This is a genomic window from Flaviaesturariibacter aridisoli, from assembly GCF_004343705.1.
GTDB classification, from domain to species: domain Bacteria; phylum Bacteroidota; class Bacteroidia; order Chitinophagales; family Chitinophagaceae; genus Flavisolibacter; species Flavisolibacter aridisoli.
This window is the reverse complement of the sequence record NZ_SKFH01000057.1, coordinates 1-19,060: the sequence shown is the minus strand read 5'-3', so window position 1 is coordinate 19,060 and position 19,060 is coordinate 1. Positions and strand designations below refer to the sequence as shown.

Below are 19,060 nucleotides of genomic sequence, written 5' to 3'. Positions count from 1 at the left end.
TGGAAAGCGCTGCTACCTACGTTTTGCATTCAACTGGGCCCGTTGTGCCGCCATGTCGTCGTGCCGCCGCGATCCGCCGCAGGCGAAAAAAAGAGGACCGCAGGTCCTCGCTGCGGGCGGGCGCAGGCGCCCTTGGTCGCAACGGCACGGCGGCGCAACGACGCGACGTTTTTGGAAAGCGCTGCTACCTACGTTTTGCATTCAACTGGGCCCGTTGTGCCGTCGTGTCGTTGCGTCGCCGCGATCCGCCGCAGGCGAAAAAAAGAGGACCGCAGGTCCTCTTTATCCATAGGTTACAGAAATGGAAGTTTACGCTTCGTCCTTGCCGTCCGAATCTTCCAGGGCTGCTTTCAGCTGCTCGTGGAAGTGCTGGAGGGAGTCGAAGTGCTCGAGCTCGATGGTCTTGCCCTGCTCCAGCAGGCGCGTCGTCAGCACATAGGCCAGCTCAATCGGCTCCAGCTCGGTACCGGCCAGCTCGGCGTCCCAGTTGGTGCCTACCAGCAGCTCCTCGCTTTGCATGCCGAGCATCCAGGTTTCGAGGAATTCGGAAAGCGGTATTTCTACGGCCGCATAGGCCTCCCACTCATCGGTGGCGAGGGAGCGGGCGCCCTCGGGGTTCGACCAGAACGGGATCACCTCGGCCTCGTCGTACTCGTTGGAAGGCGACACGGCAAAGCCCTCATCGGAACGGAGGGCCCACACGGAGCCGCTCTCGGCGGCCTGCGCGATGAAAAGGCGGTGCTGGTCTTCGGAATGCTGCTCAAACTGTTCGGAATGCTGCTCGAAATTCATGGCGCGAAGGTACGGGAGGAACGCTCGTCCAACCGACGAGATGCCGGCACCCGTCCCGCGGTCATTTCGCCAAACAATACGCGCCGTAGGGCCGGGTAACCCGCGTTGCCCCAGGTGCAATCGCCCCGCAGCGTCCGGGCATAGCCGGTGCCGCTGACGGAGAGCTCCTGCGTGCGGCTGCCCGCCTGTGGGCAGGTGGCCTCCAGGCGGCTGAACGCCTGCAGAAACACCTCCACCGCCCGCAGTTGCGCAGCGCTTAACTGCTCCACGTGCCGGGAAACGCGGCGGGCCGGCTGCGAGAAGTTGTCCGTCTCCGTTTCAGTGGCTGCCACACGCCCGCCCCGGCTTTCGATCCGCAGCGAGTCGGTGATGAGGCCGTCGTCGCCCTCGACATAAACGATCGTGAGCGGGCCTCCCGACACCGAGGGCACCGGCTGTTGGCAACCTCCGAGGGTCAGCAGGAGCAGGAAGAAAACGAAACGCGGGGCAGTCCTTTGCAGCATGGCCTGGGCTATTGGGAAGCGTGATCCAATGGGTAATAGCGTTCCTCCATCACCTTGAAATGATGAAGCTGGTGCCCGATGATGTTGAAGCCCATCGCGAGTACGGACATCTGGTATTTGTAAAAGACGCAGTTCGTTTCCAGGATGGCGTCGTTAAAGCTGTCGAACAACGCCTTCGTGGCCACGCGCACGGCGCGCAACCCGGCGAGCAGCTGCTCCACCGGCAACTCGTCGGCGTTGCCGTTCGCCGCCATCACGTCCTGCTCCAGGCCTTCGGGGATGGTGCCTTCCTGGCGGGCAAAGAGCAGCGTGCGGTAGCACCAGATGCGCTCCCAGTCGGTGAGGTGCTGAAGGATGGTATGCATCGACCATTTCCCCTCCGCATAGGCTTTGCGCCCGATGCGCTTCAGGCGCGCCCCATCGAGCGCATCGATCTGCGCCAGGCTGCGATCGAAGGCTTCGGACAGGTCCACGTCGTCCACCAGCTTGATGTAGTATTCGAAGTAGTCAGGGTATTCTTTGATGTCGGATCGCTTCATAACAGATCGGGAAGTTAGGTGTAAAAACAGGTTGCCGAACCGGGGCTGATGCCGGACGCAGCACCCCCGGGTGGCGGATTGCCAGCAGGCCTGCCCTCCATCAATGCCGGGAATCCCGTCGATCACGATGTGTACATCAACCCGCAGTTGTCCGCTTATACAACAGGAAATGGCCGTCGGCGCCCTGCCTTTGGAAACCGAATTTTTCCAACAGCTTTGTTGAACCCTCGTTATCGCGATGGGTACCGGCTTCGAGGGAACGGAGCCCGAGCGCGCCGGTTGCATAAGCGATCACGGCCGAAAGGGCTTCCTGCATAATGCCCTTTCCCTGGAAGCCCGGTAATAATTCATAGCCGATTTCCGCCTGCGCAGGATCGCCGGAAAAACCGAACAGGCAGATCGTTCCGATCAACCGGTCCGTCCCCGTGCATTCAATGGCCCAATAAAGGGATTCATTCCGCCGGTTGTGTTCCTGTATCGCCTCTATGAATGCCCGCGCGTCCGCGATGGTTTCGCTCGGCTTCCGGTCGAGGTACCGGTTAACGGCAGCGTCCGAGCGCAGTGCGAATATTTGCTCGTCGTCCTGGAGCGTGAGTGGCCGGAGTGTCAGCCGCTCTGTTTGCAGGACCGGGAAGGGGGTGAAGTTTCTGTCGGGCATTGGTACTGGATCTTATTTATGGAAGCGGCCAACCCCTGAAAGATACTTCAACCATAGGATAGCAACCCGGCGCAAAGGCAAGACATACGCCCCGGCCAAGCAAAAATGGCCGTTCCGCTCCTGCCGGCTGTACGCACCCGAACAGCCTTGGCCTAAACGCTTACCCCCTTTGTACCCGCTTACAAACGCTTCTACGCGCTTCCCGCCCCCTTTACGCCCGGGCACCGTTCCGCCATACCCCGCCTTTACGCTTCCCCCTAACCGCCGGCGGTTGCACCCGCCTCCCCCCTGGGGCGCCCCCAACCGCGCACGGTCAGGGCCGCCCCACCCCCCGGGGGAAGCCTAACCGCGCACGGTTAGCCCTTCCCCACCCCCCTGGGAGGGCCAAACGCGCGCGGCCAGCCGCGCCTCACCCCCTGGGGAAGCTCCAACCGCGCGCGGAAGCCCTCCCGGCCGGACCCGGCTGCCTGCTAACTGATTGATTGACAGCCAGGATCCGGATTGTGCATTTTTTGTGCATTTCCCGGCTTGATAGTACCGGGAATGAGCTGTAGCTTTCTGTAAACCTTTTTCATTACCTCTAAACCAAAACCGATGATTACTCCGTTCAGCCTCATCCCCCTGCACCACGGCGAGTATGTAGCCCATACAGGTACCGTGCTCGAAATCACCAAAGACCCCGCACTACCCGCCAGCCTCCGCGCTGCCCGCGGCCTGCTGCAGGCCTACCACCAGCGCATCCTGGCCGCGCACGCCGGCGGCGACGAATCGGAGCTCAGCACCGAGCGCCGCATCGCCGACGGGGACCGCGACCGGCACTATTCCTCGCTGGCCCAGCTCGCCGCCCTGTATACCCGTCACCCCGAAGCGGATAAGGCGGCGGCCGGCAAAAAACTGGATGCCCGCTTCCGCGATTACGGCACCATCACCGAGATCACCGACCAGGGCATCGACGATGAAACCTTCGACATCGACGGCATCCTCCGCGACCTCGAAGCCCCCGAAATGGCGGCAGCCGCCACCCTCATCGGCGCCGATCCCTGGATCGCCGCACTGCGCAGCGCCGAAGAGGCTGTTATCCGGCTGTCGCTCGACCGCAATACCGAGCGCAGCAACCGGACGCAAGCAACCCCCGAAAACATTGAAACGCTTCGCAAAAAGGCCAATAAAGAGTACCACAAACTCGTGGGCATCATCAATGCTTTTATGATCACCGATGAAGGCGCTGAGCCCTGGCCCGGCCTCATCCTGAAGATCAATACGCTGATCAGGGACAGCCGCCAGGTGCTCGCCGCCCGCCAGGGCCGCGCCGCGGCCGCCAAACAGGAGGCTGCCGAAGCGGACGGAGCCGCCCAAAAGGGCGACGCCACGCACTGATCGCCCTTCTGCTCCTCATTAAAAAGACCGCCCATGGGCGGTCTTTTTACTTATCGATGATAGATACCGGAACAGAGAAGGCATCGTTGCAACAGGGTGCCTAATAATACAGCTTGAAGGTGCTGTATTGCTTGTGGTCGTCGGCAGTGACCGACATCAGGAAGTACCCCGGCTCTTTGCGCACGATCCCGTAATTGTATTTGTCGCCGGGCTTGCTGTAGCTGGCCCGTGCAGGGTTGTTGCTCTCCACGAATTCGATCTGGAATTCACAGCCGCTGAGCCAGCGCATCTTCAGTCGCGAATACGTGCCGTCGGGAAACCGGTCTTCCCAGTAGCCGTCGCGCAGCACCGCGCGTACCGTATCGCCGCTGCTTTCGAGGTAGGCCAGCACGGGGTACTTGCGAAATGCCTTGCAGTCGTCGGCACTGGCCTCGCTCACGGGCTTCGCGGGCACTTCCTGCCAGTCGCCCTTTTGGGGCGCCAGCCGGGCTACCACGCGGGCAAACTCGGGGCAGTTGCGCTGCAGCCGGATGAAGGCATAGTAATAGGCCTGCCGGAAATCGTCCTCGCCCAGGTCCTGCAACACCGGGAGAAGATGAAGCCCGAGGGCTTCCACCACTTTCGACGAATCGGACAACTGCCGCGAGGTGGCGAGCGCCTGGCACACTTTGTTCAGCGTGCTGTCGGGCACTTTCGGGTTCTGTGCGAAAGCAGGCGCAACGCCCAGCAAGGCAAGGAGCAGGAAGGAAAAACGCATGGTTGAAAATAGCACCAAACGGGCACCCGTCGGCAACCTTATTCCCCGGGGGTGTCGTAAGTAAAGCGGCCCACAAAGCGCAGGTGCGGCGCGGGCGTTTCGGCGGGCTCGCCATGGAACAGCCATTCGTTGTACGCTCCTTCCGCCCCGGTGAGCATCAGCAGCGTATTCCACGTACCGCCGATGGCGCGAATGCGTTGCTGCAGGTCGGCACCGAAATGTTCCGAGTGCGAAAAGTCGCCCACTTCTTCGGCCAGGTCTTCGGGGTCGGTGTACACGCATTCGAGGAAGTCGTCGTCGTAACCGGGGCCGCCGAGCGCGGCATCGAACGGGCTGCTGGCGTTGCCGTCGGCATCGTGGTGGTACTCGATGTAGTTGATCAGGTCTTCCTCGTTGTCGAAGCGCGCGAGCCAGAAGGCGGAGCATTGGGTCATGAAGCGAAGGTAAAAGCCGGCTGGGCATCTTCGGGCAGAAACGGGGCCGGGACATTTCCCTGGGATTTTACCGCAGAGGACGGTGAAGGACGAGCGAACGCGTTGCTGGTTGTACAGCAGTACTGGTGGATACAATTTGTGGGAGGAAGCGATCTCAGCGCGCAAGGGGGCCGACCTGCGGTCGTCCATATTTTGACCCCGGAAACAACCCGATCCGCTTTACTGTTTCCCGCCTTCCTTTACCGGCGTCGAGTGCAGCATCCGGATCTTCCACTGGCCGCTGCGGTCCTGTACCAGCACGGCGCTTTCGAGCCAGTGCACGCTTTGGCTCCGCGTGCCAGCGGTAAAGGTGGCCACGTTGTCGTAATACACCCAGGCCATATGCCCCAACCGTTCCGTGCGGTAAAATTCGAGCTGGTTGGTCCGCGTGTAGGGCGTCTTCGGCGGCACCGCGAGCTTGCTGCGCAGCGTATCCATGTTCCAGACGGCGCCTTCTTCGAGCAGCACGAAGTCGGGTGTAACGGTGGCCGCGATGGAGTCGGCATTGCGCACGGAGAAGCCCTCAAAGAAGGCCCGCACGGTCTCTTCGGGCGAGGTGAGCGGGCGCTGCGCGCGCGTGGCGGAGGCGAGCAGCAGAAGAAGCAGGCAAAGGATGGGTCGCATGGGTGCTGTTTGGAAAGAAAGATACGACAAGGTCGGGATGGAGTGGAACCGCACGAACAGGCGCAGCACTGCGCAAAAGATCAGGAGGGCAAGACCACCTTCGGCCCGAGGAACTTCGGCCTGGTGCCCATGAGGTAGTCGAGGAAAAGCTTGACGCGCGCCAGCCGCTCGCGGGCCTGCACGCGCAGGCCGGAGCGGGCGCCCACGTCGCGGGCGTTGAAGCCGATGGCCGAAATGCCCTCGCGGCCGGCGATGTAGAGGGCGCGCTCGTTGTGGAAGGCCTGCGAGATGACGGTCACCGAATCCTGCCCGAACACGTCGTGCAGGCGGACCATCGAGTCGAAGGTGCGGAAGCCGGCGTAGTCGAGAAAGATCCGCGCCGAGTCGACGCCCGCGGCAATGAGGTCGGCGCGCATCAGCGAGGGCTCGTCGTAGTCCTTACGGCTGTTGTCGCCACTGATGACGAGGTAGCGGATCTTGCCCGCCTTCAGCAGGGCTGCAGCCGCCTCGATGCGATAGGTATAATAGCGGTTCTCCCAGCCGCTTTCAAGTTGCTTCGCGGTACCGAGCAGCAGGCCCACCTTGCGGTAGGGGATGGCGCCTACGTCGGTATACAACCGGCCTTCGGCGGCGCGGTCTACGGCGCGGTTGCAAAAGAAGACGGTGGCAAGCGCAGTGGCGGTAAGAACCAGTAACAGGTAGAAGAGCTTCTTACGCATAAGATTCGGTAGCTCCGTATTTATACGGGCGAGCCACCCCGGCTTCTTAAAAGGTCAGCTCAAACAAAGCCGCGCTTCCCGGAGGCAGGTATCGAGCCAGCCTTCGTACCAATCGAGGAAGTTCGCTTCCGGCGCCAGCTCGGGCATCAGCTCGGGCTCCTGGTAGTAATACAGCACGCGGCCGCGGAGCGGGCCGTTGAGCACGAGGCCCTGGTAGCCGCTGCAGCCCTGGTGGCCGATGGTGAGGATGCCCGCGTAGAGGCGTGCGCAGTATTGGTCGTAGTCGTTGTCGGTAACGGCGCTGATGCGCTGCTGCACCATCGCGAACCAGCTGTCGGCGGTAAAGCCGGCGTGGAAGAAAACGGGGCGCCGCAGGTGGTTGAACCCACTGTCCACCACCTCGTCGAGACCGGTGCCGAAGGCATAGAGACCGTGGGCAGGACCGGCGCCCTCGCGGGAAGCCTGCGGGCCGCCGCTGCCCACCGCGGTAACGAAGGCGCGGTAACAGGGCGGCAGCTCAATGCCGTGTTGCGCCTCGAAGGCGGCTAACTCGGCTTCCGTCACCGTATCGCCGAGCTCATAGCGGTGGGTGGCTGCGCCGAAGGCCGCCAGCTCCTGGTCGAAGATCCGCGCCAGGGGCAGCTTGCGCCGGATCCGGGTTAGTTGGTTGTGGAAGTTCATGGTGCAGTCGCCGGCGGGGCTAAGCTCCGGCATATTGAAAGTAACATAGTTTTTTCGTCCGCAAAAAGCCTTTCCGGCAGGCGGCCGTCCTGGCGGGGCGCCGGCGCTATTTTGACCTTTATCAAATCGCTTACGAATTGTTTTGGGCAATTTGTGGCGGTAAACCTACATTGGTAAACGTACCAAAACGAACGCATGGAAGGATTGATCATTGTCTTGTTCCTGTGCATCATGGCCATCCTGCTGCGCCAGGGCGCGCGGCGGGCGGAAGAGATGGACCGGATCGCGGGGCGCCTGCGCCAGCTCTCGGACGACCTGAAGCAACTCAAAGAGAGCGGCACGGCACCCCGTTCGGAAATGCCGCAGGAGCGGCCTGCGCAACCCCGCCCGGCCCCGCGGCCGCAAACGCCCTGGCCCCAGACACCGCCACCTCCGCCAAAGCCGGTACCCCAACCGGCGCCGCCCCCGCCCCAACCGTCATCCACCTACCCCGTGCCCCCCGCACCCGGGTCGGTGCTCGACCGCATCAAGCGCGAGCATCCCGACCTGGAGAAATTCATCGGCGAAAACCTGGTCAACAAGATCGGCATCGCCATCCTCGTGCTGGGCATCGCCTTCTTTGTCAAATATGCCATCGACCAGCACTGGATCAACGAGGCGGGCCGCGTGGCCATCGGCTTCGGCTGCGGCGCCGGCCTGCTCGGCATCGCGCACTACCTGCGCCGGTCCTACCGCGCCTTCAGCGCCGTGCTGGCTGGTGGCGGCATCGCCGTCCTGTACAGCACGGTCGCCTTTGCGTATCACCAATACCAGCTCTTTTCACAGCCGCTGGCCTTCGCGCTCATGCTGCTGGTGACCGTGGGCGCGGTGCTGCTGGCACTGCTCTACGACTCGCTCGCACTGGCGGTCATTGCTACTGTCGGTGGCTTCGCCACGCCCCTGCTGGTGGACAACGGCTCGGGCAACTACACGGCCCTTTTTCTCTACCTCGGCATCCTCAACGCCGGCATCCTCGGCGTCGCGTTCTTCCGCCGCTGGCCGCTGCTGCAGGGCCTTGCTTTCGGATGTACGGCGCTGCTCACGGCCGGCTGGCTGCTGCGCGTCAACGGCTACATCGGCGGCGCCCTTCGCCCCCTGAATTACGGCCGCGCCCTGGCACTGGTCACGCTGCAGTACGCCCTCTTCCTGGCCAGCAGCCTCGCCTTCCCGCTCCGCTTCCGGCGGCCCTTCCGCGCCTGGGACCTGACGCTGCTGCTGCTCCTGACGGCCGCCTACTATGCCGCCGGCATGCTGCTGCTCGACGACGTGCAGGGAGGCCGCTACCACGGACTGTTCACCATTGCCTCGGGCGTCATCGACCTGGCGCTGGCAGTCTACTGCTTCCGCCGCCGCGGCACCGACCGCAACCTGCTGTACGTGCTCATCGGGCTCGCCCTCACCTTCGCCACGTTGGCCGTGCCGGTGCAGGTCGAAGGCCATGCCATCACGCTGTTCTGGAGCGCCGAGTTCGTGCTGCTGTACTGGCTGTTCCTGCGGTCGCGCATCGGCCTGTTCCGCTTGGGCTCCTGGCTGCTGATGGGGCTTGCCACGCTGAGCCTGCTGCTCGACTGGCTGTACTGTCCGCCTACCGATGGAGGCCTGATCGTCCTGTTCAACAACGGGCGCGGCGGCGTGACCAATGCCGTCGTCATCGCCGCCTTCGGTGCCTATTACGCCCTGCTCTACCGCCCCGGCAACCCGGAGTCGCAGCCCGCCCGCCGCGCCCTTGCCTGGATCAGCGGCAGCGCGGCCCTGCTGCTGCTCTACGTGTCGCTGCTCAGCGCCGTGAACCTGTATTTCTACAAGTATGGCTCGCTGGATGTGCCCAACGTATACCACCGCATCGTCACCGCCGCGCTCGCTCTGGCTACCGGCCTCCTGTTGCTGCGCCGCCGGGGTGTCGCCGCCCCCTGGATCGCGCTGGGACTCGGAGGATTCGCCCTGTTGTATTACGGGTGCAGCCAAGGCGCGCTGGCGGGCCTGCGGCAAGGGGTGCTGCAGGGCCGCTATTCCTGGAGCCACGTGGCGGCCAACGCAGTGGCTACCGGCCTGTATATAACGCTCCTCCTGCGCCTGGCGTTGCTGGCGGCAAGGAACGAAGCCTATGCGTCCATACAGCGGCCGCTGGCCTGGATCTTCAGCACGGCCATCGTGCTCTTCCTGAGCCTCGACGCGGGCCACTGGTATGTGCTCGGAGGCAGCGGCCCATCGGGCCAGCGCGCGGGGCAATACGCCCGCGCTGCGCTTACCATCCTCTGGGGCCTCTGTTCCTTTGCGCTGATGTGGCTGGGGATGCGCCACCGGGCGCAGGTGCTGCGCGTGATCTCGCTGAGCCTCTTCCTGCTGGCGCTGCTCAAGCTGTTCTTCTTCGACCTGCGCGCCATTTCGGAAGGCGGCAAGATCGCGGCCTTCATCCTCCTCGGCGCCCTGCTGCTGACCGTATCTTTCATGTACCAGAAACTAAAAAAGATCCTCATCGATGACCGCCCTGTATAAATACGGTAGTGCCCTGTTACTGCTGCTGTCGCTCGCCGGCGGCGCGCAGCCCCTCGTGGAGACGCGCCTCGGCACGGTGCCGAAAGACGGGTTTTACCGGGTAGCCTTGGCGCCGGAGCTCACGCGCCACGCGCGTGGCAACTTCCCCGACCTCCGCCTCCGCGACGAGCGCGGCGAGCCGGTGCCGTACCGCATCGAGCGCCGCCTCGGCAGGTCGACTTTTTCCTGGCTCACGATTCCTGTGGCGCACCTGGAAGAGACCGACAGCAGCACGCGGATCACGTTCGGAATGCCCACGGAGCGGTCGTCGGGCTTTCAGCTCGTGTTCGCCAACACGGCGGCACGCCGCGGCGCGGCGCTTACCGGCAGCGACGACGGTCAGCGCTGGTACGGCATCACCGACCGCTTTGAGCTCGCCCCCCAAAGCACGGTAGAGGACGGCACCGGGGCGATCGCGCAGCTTTCCTACCCGCCAAACACGTACCGCTACATCCGGCTCGAGATCCGCAACGGCAAAGCGGCGCCCCTGCGCCTGCAGCAGGCGGGCATCTTTATGGGAGCGCCCTACCCTGAGCGCTGGCAGGTATCCGGGCGGCATCCGTTCACCGACAGCAGCGCCAACGGCAGCAGCATCGTCCGCATACAAAACCCGCGCGGCGAGCTCCTCGAAAAGCTCCGTTTCAGCATCAGCCGGCCGAAGCTCTTTGCCCGCAACGTGTCGCTCCGCGAAGCCGGCGGCCGCGAACTGTCGACCGGCGTCCTGATGGACCGGCAACTGGATCTTACCTTTCCCGGCACCCACGCACCGGCACTGGAGCTGTTCCTGGAAAACGGCGACAACCCGCGGCTGCAGATCGACAGCATCGTGGGCATGCAGCGGCAGTACGACCTCGTTGCCTTCCTGGAACGGGGCCACACCTATACGCTCCGCGCCGGCGACAGCAGTCTCCGGGCCCCGGCGTACGATCTTTCCGGCTTCAGCGACTCAGCAACGAATGCAGCACCGTTTCTTGCCTACGGTCCGCTGCGCACCGTAACAGTAGCGGCGCCTGCAAAAGGCGACAACCGCGTATGGCTTTGGATCGCGCTGGTGGCAGGGGTCGGTGTACTGGGCGCCCTTAGCCTGACGATGTTGCGGGAGGCGAAAAAGCGGGAGCCCTGATTGCTGAAGCAGAGGCGCCTACGGCGTCTGTCCAAGCCCGCTGTAAAAACGGATGGCGGCGATGATCTCTTCCTCGGCCTTGTTTTGCGTGTTGGACAGGGGCAGCTTGCGGTGGTAGAGGTTGCCGTCTTCGCGGTAGTATTTGAGGTGCAGTTTGAAGTTGTCGCTGAAGCGGCTCGTGCCGCCTTCCTCCACCACCTTGGCGCTGACGAATTGGGGCCAGGTGAAGAGCCGGCGCCCGTAATAGGAAAAGCCGGCGGCGTCGATCTTCATGATGACGAGCTTGCTGCGGATCTTCCGGAAGAAGATGAACGCCGGGATGACGGCGAGCAGCAGGAGCCGGTTGTTGATCCCCGCGTCGGGGTTGCGGAAGATGTCGGCAACGGCGTAGAGGAACATCCCGGCAAAGACCACGGCCAGCGCCACGGAAAGCCCGCGCTCTTCGCCGACCGTAAAGGCGCCTTCCGGCTGCAGGTTCTTGGTATAGCGGTTGGTCATAACGAAGGGTAAAGGTATTACTTCCGGCGGCCCGTCCAAGAGGCAACCGGGCGCGGACAATTCAGGCAGCCCTTTGCCCGATTCGTGCGCCTTTGGAAGTTGCTGTAACCTTCGGACCGCTAGCTTCGTCCCATTGCAAAACCACGCACATGACAACGTCCCGATCCCTCCGTCTGCTGGCCGCCACTGCGGCGCTTGTAGTGGTACTGGCCGCAGCCAGCCTCCTCCGGCCGGCCCTGTCCACCGCCTTTGCCGGTGACACGGAAGTACGGAGCGGCGGGGAGCTCATCTGGGAATCGCTGTCGCGGAACCTGATGCCGCAAGCTTCGCTCCGGTAGGTTTTGAAGGTTTTAAAGCCTGTTAAGGTCAGCGATGACGAAGAACGGAATCCTCAACCCTGAAGAACCCTAAGAACCCTTCTAAAAAACTTTGTAACCTTTTACCCCACTATACCGTACTACCTTTGGAACTGCCCGACTGTTTATGACCGAAAGAGACTATAACGAATGTGTAAACCTGCATGCCGACGCGGTATACCGCTTCATTGTCAAGAACCTGCGACATGAGGAGGATGCCCGCGACGTGGTGCAGACGGCCTTCGAAAAGCTTTGGCGGTCGCGGGCCGATGTGGAAGCCGAAAAGAGCAAGTCTTTTCTTTTCACCATCGCCTACAACAGCATGATCGATCACCTGCGCAAGGTGAAGCGTATTTACCTCAAGGAAGAATTCAACCCCGATGTGCGCGTGGTAAACCGCCCCGTGCACAACGCGAAGGCCATCCTGGAGGAAGCCCTCGGCCGCCTCAGCGAAACCCAGCGCTCGCTGGTGATGCTGAAAGACTACGAAGGCTACAGCTACGAAGAGATCGGGCAGATCATGAACCTGAACAGCAGCCAGGTGAAGGTGTACCTCCACCGTGCCCGGCTTCAGCTCAAACAGTACCTGGTAAAAGTGGAAAATGTCATCTAAGTACCCAGCATATCACCCCCTCACCCGGGCCAACTACGAGGAGGCCTTTCTCCTCTATGTAGACGGCGAGCTTTCTCCCGAGGCCATGGACGCCGTGGATGCCTTCGTGGCGCTCCACCCCGACCTCCACGAGGAGCTGCAGGCCTTACTCGACACCCGCCTCGACGCCGAGCCGCTGACGCTCGGCAACCTGGACTTTCTCCAGGCCCCGCAGATGCGGCAGCTTTCCCGCGAAGAAGAACTCCTTTCCTATATCGACAATGAGCTCGGCGACGCCGACCGCGCGGCCCTCGAGCGCGACCTTTCCGCCGACCCCGCCCTGCGTGCGGAGCTGGCCGCTTACCATGCGGTCCGCCTGCCGGCCGACGCCGTCACTTGTCCTTTCAAAGAAGAACTGTATCGCCGGGAAGAGAAGCGCCGCCCGCTGCTGTGGCTGCCCCGCGTGGCCGCCGCCGTTCTCCTGCTGGGTGCCGGCGCCGCCCTTTGGCAAAGCAACTGGAGCGGAACCGGGTCCACGGGCCATGCCAGCAGTGCCGGCGTAGCGCAACGCACGGAGCCGGCCCACACGGCAAGCACCCCGGCGATCACGGCACCGGCTGCAGAAACCAGGCCTACAGAAACCAGGCCTACAGAAACAACGGGGCAACCCGCACTCGCTGCCGCCACGCCGGTAAAAACGCACAGGGCTAACCGTATTTCTACGGGCATCGCCATCCCCCTGCCGGCCGTAAAAGGCGGCCTGCCGCCCGCGTCCAAAGAGCGGGGCTATGCGCAGCCCGGCGAGCAAAAAGAAGCCATCGCTTACAACTATACACCCGACCCGCGCGACCGGACGCCGGAACAGCGCAACGCCTTTCCGGGCAGTGCCGACACGCATCCTTCCGTTAACCCCACTTTAGCAAATCCGGGTGTAACTTCTGCCAGCACCGCTGCGTTGAACAATCAGAAGGCCGACGCGCAGCCCACCGCCTCCGAGGCGGTCTACCGCGAGGAAGGACGCCAGAACTCGGTGCGCGGCTTCCTCCGCAAGGCGAGCCGCTTCATCGAGAAGCGCACGGGCATCAAGACCACCAATGAAGACAACCAGCTGGTGGTGGGCGGTGTGGCCATCAATTTAAAATAACCGAAAAGAACGATTTATGAAAAGAATGCTACTGGCCACTGTGGCCCTGGGCACCACTATGTGCAGCTTTGCCCAGACCGATTCAACGAAAACCGGCACCACCGCAACGCCCGACACGATCCGCGTAGGCGGTATGGTGATCGTGCGCGACGGCAAGGGCGAGCAGGGGAGGAACCGCTCCATCTCCTTCGGCGGCCGCCGGCACCGCAACGTCAACGCCAACTTCCTGAGCACCGGCCCCATCCTCGACCTGGGCTTCTCCAACTTCGTGGACCGCAGCAACTATGCTTCCGCCGAAGCGCAGGCTATCGCCCCCGGTGGCAAGGACGACCTCCTGACGCTGCGCACGGGCAAGTCGGTCAACGTCAACATCTGGTTGTTCATGCACCGCGTGAGCCTCGTGAAGCGCGTGGTGAACCTCAAATACGGCCTCGGGCTTGAGCTGAACAACTATCGCTTCGACGACAACAGGGTTCACCTGACAAAGAACCCTACGTTCGTCACCCTTGACCCCGCTTACGAAAAGGTGAACAAGAACAAGCTCGCCGCCGACTATCTCACGGTACCGGTCATGCTCAACTTCAATTTTACGCCCGGCCGTCAGCATCCCTACGGCGTCAGCCTCGGCGTAAGTGCCGGTTACCTGTACTCGTCGCGCCAGAAGACCCGCGTGGACGGCAAGAAGACGAAGGTGCACGACGACTTTGAGCTCGAGCCCTGGAAGCTTTCCTGGGTGGGCGAGCTGGCCCTTGGCCAGGTGCACTTCTACGGTTCCTATGCCCTGAAAAGCATGTGGCGCAAAGGCCTGGACGTAACGCCCTACACCGTAGGTATCCGCCTCAGCCGCTGGTAATCGCTGATGTCGGATCTCAAATCTTAGATTTGAAGCGGATCGCTGTGCGATCCGCTTTTTTATTTCCGCAGCTACGAAATCTGAGATCCGACATCCGAAATCAGCGATTTTTCTAGCATGATGTTTGCTTTTGGCGATTTGCTAACGAACCGCATACTAACCATTTGCGTCTGTCGTTATACATTTGATTCCAAACCGTTGTGACTTCATGAAAAACACCCTTCTGCAAGCGTGCCTCCTCGCCGCGGCCCTTTTTCCGCTGTCGGCGCAACGGCAGGCAGCGGCCGGATCCCGCTCCGGTGGCCGCGCCGACCTCACCTTACCCAACGGTTCTTCCCTCCCGATACAGCCCATCCGGATCGTGATCGACAAGTCGGACTACGAGCTGTCGGTGTACGACGCCCAGGGCTGGTACGCCACCTACCCGGTGGTGTTCGGCAACAACAGCCTGGCCGACAAATGCGTGGAAGGCGACCGCTGCACCCCGGAAGGAAGCTTCCGGATCGCCAACAAGCGCGTGCACAATAAGTGGAGCCGCTATATGGGGCTCGACTACCCGACGCCGGCCTCCATCGCCCGCTTCAACGAGCTCAAGCGCCAGGGCAAAATCCCCCGCAACGCCACCCCCGGCGCCGGCGTGGGCATCCACGGCACCTGGCCCCACGACGAATACATGATCGACCGCTACAGCAACTGGACCAACGGCTGCATCGCCATGAAAAACGAAGACGTGCAGGAAGTGTACGGCTTCGTGGGCGTGGGAACACCGGTGACCATTAAAAGGTGAACGGGGGAGCAGGTGAGCGGGTGAACGAACAACCGTCGCAAGGCAGAGACGGCTTCAAGCACTAACAAAAACACAACACTTTTCTGACACTACGCCGCTACGGAGTGGGTCTTTATGTGCTACTTTTGCCCGGATGAAACGAAACCGCTCTTCGTACACCACCGCGCAAAAGATCGGCAGCGTGCTGCTGATGATCGCTTTGCTGTGGCTGACGGTGAGCATTCCTTTCGTATACCGCTTCCAGCAGCAGCAGAAAGCCATCAAGGCTTCGATCGCCCTTGAAAAGTCGGCCGACGACGACAGCGGCAACCCGCTCTCGAACACCAACGAGGAAAAATGCGAGTCCGGCGTGTCCATGCCCTCGGAATACCTCCACGAACCGCTCCACATCGAGCATCCCTCCGGCGCCCTCTCCCTGCAATACCACTCTTACGAGCAGGACGATTTTGTGGCCTTCCACCCGGAGTTCATCACCCCGCCTCCCGACGCTGACCGGTCATAAGTATCCCCGCGTACCGTAGCTACCCGGACGGCCTTTCGTGGCCCGCTCCGCGCCTATTTGCCGCTACGGACCCCGGCTGCGCTGCCGCAGCCGTCCTTTCCACTCACTCCAAAAACTGGTCAGTTATGTCTACTCCTCAAAAGGGTTTCGCCTCCCTGAAGGCAGATATCCCGTCATCTGTTGTCGTCTTTCTTGTAGCGCTCCCGCTATGCCTCGGCGTAGCGCTGGCATCCAAAGCCCCCCTGTTCAGCGGCCTCATCGCCGGTATGGTGGGCGGTATCGTGATCGGCCTGTTCAGCCGCTCGCAGCTGAGCGTATCGGGTCCTGCCGCCGGCCTTACGGCCATCGTTGCGGCCGCCATCATCGCCATGCCCGGCGGCTCCTTTGAAGCCTTCCTCGTTTCGGTGGTCATCTGCGGCGCCCTGCAGATCCTGATGGGCTTTGCCCGCGCCGGCGTCATCGGCGATTACATTCCAAGCGCCGTCATCAAGGGGATGCTCGCCGCCATCGGTCTCATTCTCATCCTCAACCAGTTTCCGCACCTGCTTGGCGACGACCGCTCGTTCGAAACCGACGAAGGCGTGGTGCCTCCGCAGAAAGGCAACATCTTTACCAACTTCTTCACCGCCTTCGGCCACATCAACAACGTCGCCTTCCTCATCGGCGGCGTGTGCCTCGCCTTCCATTTTATCTGGGAAAAGCTCGTGGCCAACCGCAAAGGATTTGTGCGCCTCATCCCGGCCCCGCTGCTGGTGGTGCTAATCGGCATCGGCATCAGCGTTGCCTTCCAGGACGGCGGCTCGCTGAAGGCCGGCCACCTTGTGGCGCTGCCGCAGGCTTCGTCGGCGGGCGAATTCCTCAGCTTCTTCAACAGCCCCGACTGGAGCGTGCTGACCAACAGCCACGTGTGGATCACCGGGATCACGCTTGCCATCGTAGCCTCGCTGGAGTCGCTGCTGTCCATCGAAGCCATCGACGACCTCGACCCCTACCAGCGCGTGACCAACAAGAACCATGAGCTGAAGGCCCAGGGCCTCGGCAACCTCGTGTCGGGCCTCATCGGCGGCCTCCCCGTGACCTCGGTGATCGTGCGCTCGTCGGCCAACGTCAACTCGGGCGCCCAATCGAAGAAGTCGGCCATTATGCACGGCGCGCTCCTGCTGCTTTGCGTGGCCTTCATCCCGAACATCCTCAATCTTATTCCGAAAGCCGCCCTGGCGGCCATCCTGATCTTCACGGGCTACAAACTGGCCAAGCCCTCGCTGTTCGCCGCCCTCTATAAGAAAGGCTGGGACCAGTTCATGCCTTTCGTACTCACCATCGCGGCCATCCTGGCCACCGACCTGCTCAAGGGCGTGATCATCGGCATCGTGGTGGGCCTGTTCTTCGTGCTGCGCAGCAACTTCCGCACGGCGGTGATGATCGTACACGACAACAACCGCTACCTCTTCCGCCTGCGTAAAGACGTATCGTTCCTCAACAAACCCATCATCAAGAACAAGCTGGAGCAAGTACCCGCCAATGCGTCGGTGCTTATCGACGCGAGCCGCGCCGACTTTATCGACCGCGACGTGGCCGAGGTGATCGAAGACTTCCAGAAACACGCCCACCTGAAAGGCATCCGCGTGGAGGTCAAAGGCCAGCTGCAGCGGCCCGAGCCTTTTGTAGTGCCGGCCCCGCGGCCCGAAGAAGTCGCAGCCTGAGCCGTGCGACCGTAATCATTCACTAATTAACTTGCAAACAGAAATAAGCTATGCAAACGTACGAGAAACTGTTACTGGAGAACAAAGCCTGGGCTGCAGAAAAGGTAGCCGACGACCCTGATTATTTCAAACGCCTCTCGGCCCTGCAAACACCCGAATTCCTCTGGATCGGCTGCAGCGACAGCCGGGTGCCCGCCGACAAGATCACCGGCACCCAGCCGGGCGAGATCTTCGTGCACCGCAACGTGGCCAACCTCGTGATCAACACCGACGTGAACCTGCTGGCGGTGCTCGACTACGCCGTAACGCACCTCAAGGTGAAGCACGTGATCGTGTGCGGGCACTACGGCTGCGGCGGCATCAAGGCGGCAGCCACCAAGACCGACTACAAGCCCGTGCTCAACATGTGGCTGCGGAATATCAAGGACGTCATCCGCCACCACCGCGACGAGCTCGATGCGATCCCCGACGAAACGAGACGCAGCGACCGCCTCGTGGAACTCAACGTGCAGGAGCAGGTGATGAACCTCGCCAAGACCACCATCATCCAGAAAGCCTGGAAGGCCGAGCAGCGCCCCCACCTGCACGGCTGGGTATATGGCCTCGCCGACGGCATCATCAAGCCCGTGTTCGAGATGGAAGCCGGCACGCATATCGACCCGCTCTATGAGTATGATCTCTGATGTCTGATCTCAGATATCTGATTTTTAGCAAACAATGAGAAATCGCTGTTGCAGGGTGTTGTTCTGTTAAATCAGACATCAGGCATCCTACATCAGCGATTTTCTTTTACGTTTGTCCTATGTCGATCGAGGTCAAACAACTCAGAAAGCACTACGGCACGCAAAAGGCCGTGGACGGCATTTCCTTTTCGGTGCAGCCCGGCGAGATCGTGGGCTTTCTGGGGCCCAACGGCGCCGGCAAGAGCACCACGATGAAAATGATCACCGGCTACCTCGAGCCCGACGAAGGCACCGCTGTTGTAGGTGGGGTCGACGTGCGCCGCGCACCGCTGGAGGTGAAGAAAAAGATCGGCTACCTGCCCGAGTCCAACGCGCTGTACTACGACCTGTATGTGCGGGAATACCTGTCTTTCCTTGCCGACGTGCACGGCATCGCCCATAAAAAAGCACGGGTGGAAGAAGTGATCGCGATGACCGGTCTGACACCCGAGGCACACAAGCGCACCGGCCAGCTGTCGAAAGGTTACAAGCAGCGGGTAGGCCTCGCCGCCGCCCTGCTGCACGACCCCGAAGTGCTGATCCTCGACGAGCCCACCTCGGGCCTCGACCCGAACCAGATCATCGAGATCCGCAACGTCATTAAAGAGCAGGGTAAAAACAAGCTCGTGCTCTTTTCCTCGCACATCCTGCAGGAGGTGGAAGCCATCTGCGACCGCGTCATCATCATCAACAAGGGGGTGATCGTGGCCGATGACCGCCTCGACGACCTGCGCCGTAGAAATACGGCCAACCGGGTGCGCGTGTCTTTCCAGGATCCGCTGGAAGCCGAATGGCTGCGCCGCCTCCCCGCCGTGACCGAGGTGGAAAAGATCGACAGCCGCACCTGGTCGCTCCGCACCGAAGACCCCGAGACGGTGCGCAAGGCGCTGTTGCAGCTGAGCGTGGAGCAAGGACTCAACATCGAAAGCCTGACCACGGGCTCGGAAAGCCTGGAGACGGTGTTCCGCAGCCTGACAAGCCCCCTGTCCCCCGAAGGGGGCACTTAGATCGGTTATCCCTTCTTGTCCGGAAATTTTTTAAAGAATAGTGCGCAAGCGGGAGGCCCGGATCACTTTGTGATCC

At 62.0% G+C, this 19,060-nt stretch carries 22 protein-coding genes; 12 read left to right on the top strand and 10 right to left on the bottom strand.

The genetic code is table 11. The features are described from left to right. Window positions 1-309 precede the first annotated feature (309 nt). From E0486_RS18040 to E0486_RS18025, 4 genes are all read right to left on the bottom strand, one after another. Window positions 310-792, bottom strand: coding sequence for a DUF2750 domain-containing protein (locus E0486_RS18040; RefSeq protein WP_131854388.1), 483 nt, complete (start codon window positions 790-792; stop codon window positions 310-312). Further along, window positions 789-1,295, bottom strand: coding sequence for a hypothetical protein (locus tag E0486_RS18035; protein WP_131854386.1), 507 nt, complete (start codon window positions 1,293-1,295; stop codon window positions 789-791). Before E0486_RS18035 ends, E0486_RS18040 begins: the two co-directional genes overlap by 4 nt. 8 nt (window positions 1,296-1,303) lie before the next feature. Next, complete coding sequence (locus tag E0486_RS18030; protein ID WP_165917408.1) at window positions 1,304-1,834, bottom strand: DinB family protein; 531 nt, start codon at window positions 1,832-1,834, stop codon at window positions 1,304-1,306. 136 nt (window positions 1,835-1,970) lie between these two features. After that, window positions 1,971-2,492, bottom strand: coding sequence for a GNAT family N-acetyltransferase (locus tag E0486_RS18025; RefSeq protein ID WP_131854382.1), 522 nt, complete (start codon window positions 2,490-2,492; stop codon window positions 1,971-1,973). A gap of 594 nt (window positions 2,493-3,086) precedes the next feature. On the opposite strand from E0486_RS18025, the gene E0486_RS18020 reads away from it, so the two are divergent. Then, on the top strand, window positions 3,087-3,869 hold the full coding sequence (locus E0486_RS18020; protein WP_131854380.1) for a DUF6261 family protein: 783 nt from the start codon (window positions 3,087-3,089) through the stop codon (window positions 3,867-3,869). Between the two features lie 100 nt (window positions 3,870-3,969). On the opposite strand, the gene E0486_RS18015 is transcribed toward E0486_RS18020, so the two are convergent. The 5 genes from E0486_RS18015 to E0486_RS17995 all read right to left on the bottom strand — a co-directional run bounded on the left by E0486_RS18015 (window position 3,970) and on the right by E0486_RS17995 (window position 7,156). Further along, window positions 3,970-4,626 carry a hypothetical protein gene (locus E0486_RS18015; protein WP_131854378.1) on the bottom strand — a complete coding sequence of 219 codons (657 nt, stop codon included), beginning with the start codon at window positions 4,624-4,626 and terminating at the stop codon, window positions 3,970-3,972. A 38-nt stretch (window positions 4,627-4,664) separates the two neighbouring features. Then, on the bottom strand, window positions 4,665-5,060 hold the full coding sequence (locus E0486_RS18010; RefSeq protein WP_165917407.1) for an immunity 22 family protein: 396 nt from the start codon (window positions 5,058-5,060) through the stop codon (window positions 4,665-4,667). Window positions 5,061-5,279: 219 nt separating this feature from the next. Then, the gene (locus tag E0486_RS18005; protein WP_131854374.1) at window positions 5,280-5,723 is read right to left on the bottom strand and encodes a DUF4440 domain-containing protein; all 444 of its coding nucleotides are present in this window, start codon (window positions 5,721-5,723) and stop codon (window positions 5,280-5,282) included. Between the two features lie 80 nt (window positions 5,724-5,803). After that, a complete protein-coding gene (locus E0486_RS18000; protein ID WP_131854372.1) occupies window positions 5,804-6,442 on the bottom strand; it encodes a SanA/YdcF family protein in 639 nt (212 codons plus the stop codon). Between the two features lie 54 nt (window positions 6,443-6,496). Further along, window positions 6,497-7,156 (bottom strand): SMI1/KNR4 family protein, encoded by a 660-nt coding sequence (locus E0486_RS17995; protein ID WP_131854370.1) that lies wholly within the window; start codon window positions 7,154-7,156, stop codon window positions 6,497-6,499. A 162-nt stretch (window positions 7,157-7,318) separates the two neighbouring features. Here E0486_RS17995 and E0486_RS17990 point away from each other — a divergent pair, with 162 nt between their 5' ends. Further along, the gene (locus tag E0486_RS17990; RefSeq protein ID WP_131854368.1) at window positions 7,319-9,658 is read left to right on the top strand and encodes a DUF2339 domain-containing protein; all 2,340 of its coding nucleotides are present in this window, start codon (window positions 7,319-7,321) and stop codon (window positions 9,656-9,658) included. After that, complete coding sequence (locus tag E0486_RS17985; protein ID WP_131854366.1) at window positions 9,642-10,820, top strand: hypothetical protein; 1,179 nt, start codon at window positions 9,642-9,644, stop codon at window positions 10,818-10,820. The genes E0486_RS17990 and E0486_RS17985 overlap by 17 nt, the downstream gene beginning before the upstream one ends. A gap of 18 nt (window positions 10,821-10,838) precedes the next feature. Here the strand turns inward: E0486_RS17985 and E0486_RS17980 are convergent, their stop codons facing one another. Continuing rightward, a complete protein-coding gene (locus tag E0486_RS17980; protein ID WP_131854364.1) occupies window positions 10,839-11,318 on the bottom strand; it encodes a hypothetical protein in 480 nt (159 codons plus the stop codon). Between the two features lie 149 nt (window positions 11,319-11,467). Here E0486_RS17980 and E0486_RS17975 point away from each other — a divergent pair, with 149 nt between their 5' ends. The 9 genes from E0486_RS17975 (at window position 11,468) to gldA (ending at window position 18,984) form a co-directional block, all read left to right on the top strand. After that, complete coding sequence (locus E0486_RS17975; protein ID WP_131854362.1) at window positions 11,468-11,656, top strand: hypothetical protein; 189 nt, start codon at window positions 11,468-11,470, stop codon at window positions 11,654-11,656. A 145-nt stretch (window positions 11,657-11,801) separates the two neighbouring features. Next, complete coding sequence (locus E0486_RS17970; RefSeq protein ID WP_131854360.1) at window positions 11,802-12,287, top strand: RNA polymerase sigma factor; 486 nt, start codon at window positions 11,802-11,804, stop codon at window positions 12,285-12,287. After that, on the top strand, window positions 12,277-13,410 hold the full coding sequence (locus tag E0486_RS17965; protein ID WP_131854358.1) for an anti-sigma factor family protein: 1,134 nt from the start codon (window positions 12,277-12,279) through the stop codon (window positions 13,408-13,410). Before E0486_RS17970 ends, E0486_RS17965 begins: the two co-directional genes overlap by 11 nt. 16 nt (window positions 13,411-13,426) lie before the next feature. Continuing rightward, window positions 13,427-14,263 (top strand): outer membrane beta-barrel protein, encoded by an 837-nt coding sequence (locus E0486_RS17960; RefSeq protein ID WP_131854356.1) that lies wholly within the window; start codon window positions 13,427-13,429, stop codon window positions 14,261-14,263. Between the two features lie 208 nt (window positions 14,264-14,471). Beyond that, a complete protein-coding gene (locus E0486_RS17955; RefSeq protein WP_131854354.1) occupies window positions 14,472-15,050 on the top strand; it encodes a L,D-transpeptidase family protein in 579 nt (192 codons plus the stop codon). A 133-nt stretch (window positions 15,051-15,183) separates the two neighbouring features. Continuing rightward, window positions 15,184-15,552, top strand: a complete 369-nt coding sequence (locus tag E0486_RS17950; protein WP_131854352.1) for a hypothetical protein — start codon at window positions 15,184-15,186, stop codon at window positions 15,550-15,552. A 125-nt stretch (window positions 15,553-15,677) separates the two neighbouring features. Beyond that, on the top strand, window positions 15,678-17,255 hold the full coding sequence (locus E0486_RS17945) for a SulP family inorganic anion transporter (RefSeq protein ID WP_131854350.1): 1,578 nt from the start codon (window positions 15,678-15,680) through the stop codon (window positions 17,253-17,255). 50 nt (window positions 17,256-17,305) lie between these two features. Then, window positions 17,306-17,938 (top strand): carbonic anhydrase, encoded by a 633-nt coding sequence (locus tag E0486_RS17940; RefSeq protein ID WP_131854348.1) that lies wholly within the window; start codon window positions 17,306-17,308, stop codon window positions 17,936-17,938. Between the two features lie 119 nt (window positions 17,939-18,057). Next, entirely contained in the window at window positions 18,058-18,984 is a 927-nt protein-coding gene (gene gldA / locus E0486_RS17935; protein ID WP_131854346.1) for a gliding motility-associated ABC transporter ATP-binding subunit GldA, read from the top strand. The last annotated feature ends 76 nt before the right edge of the window (window positions 18,985-19,060 follow it).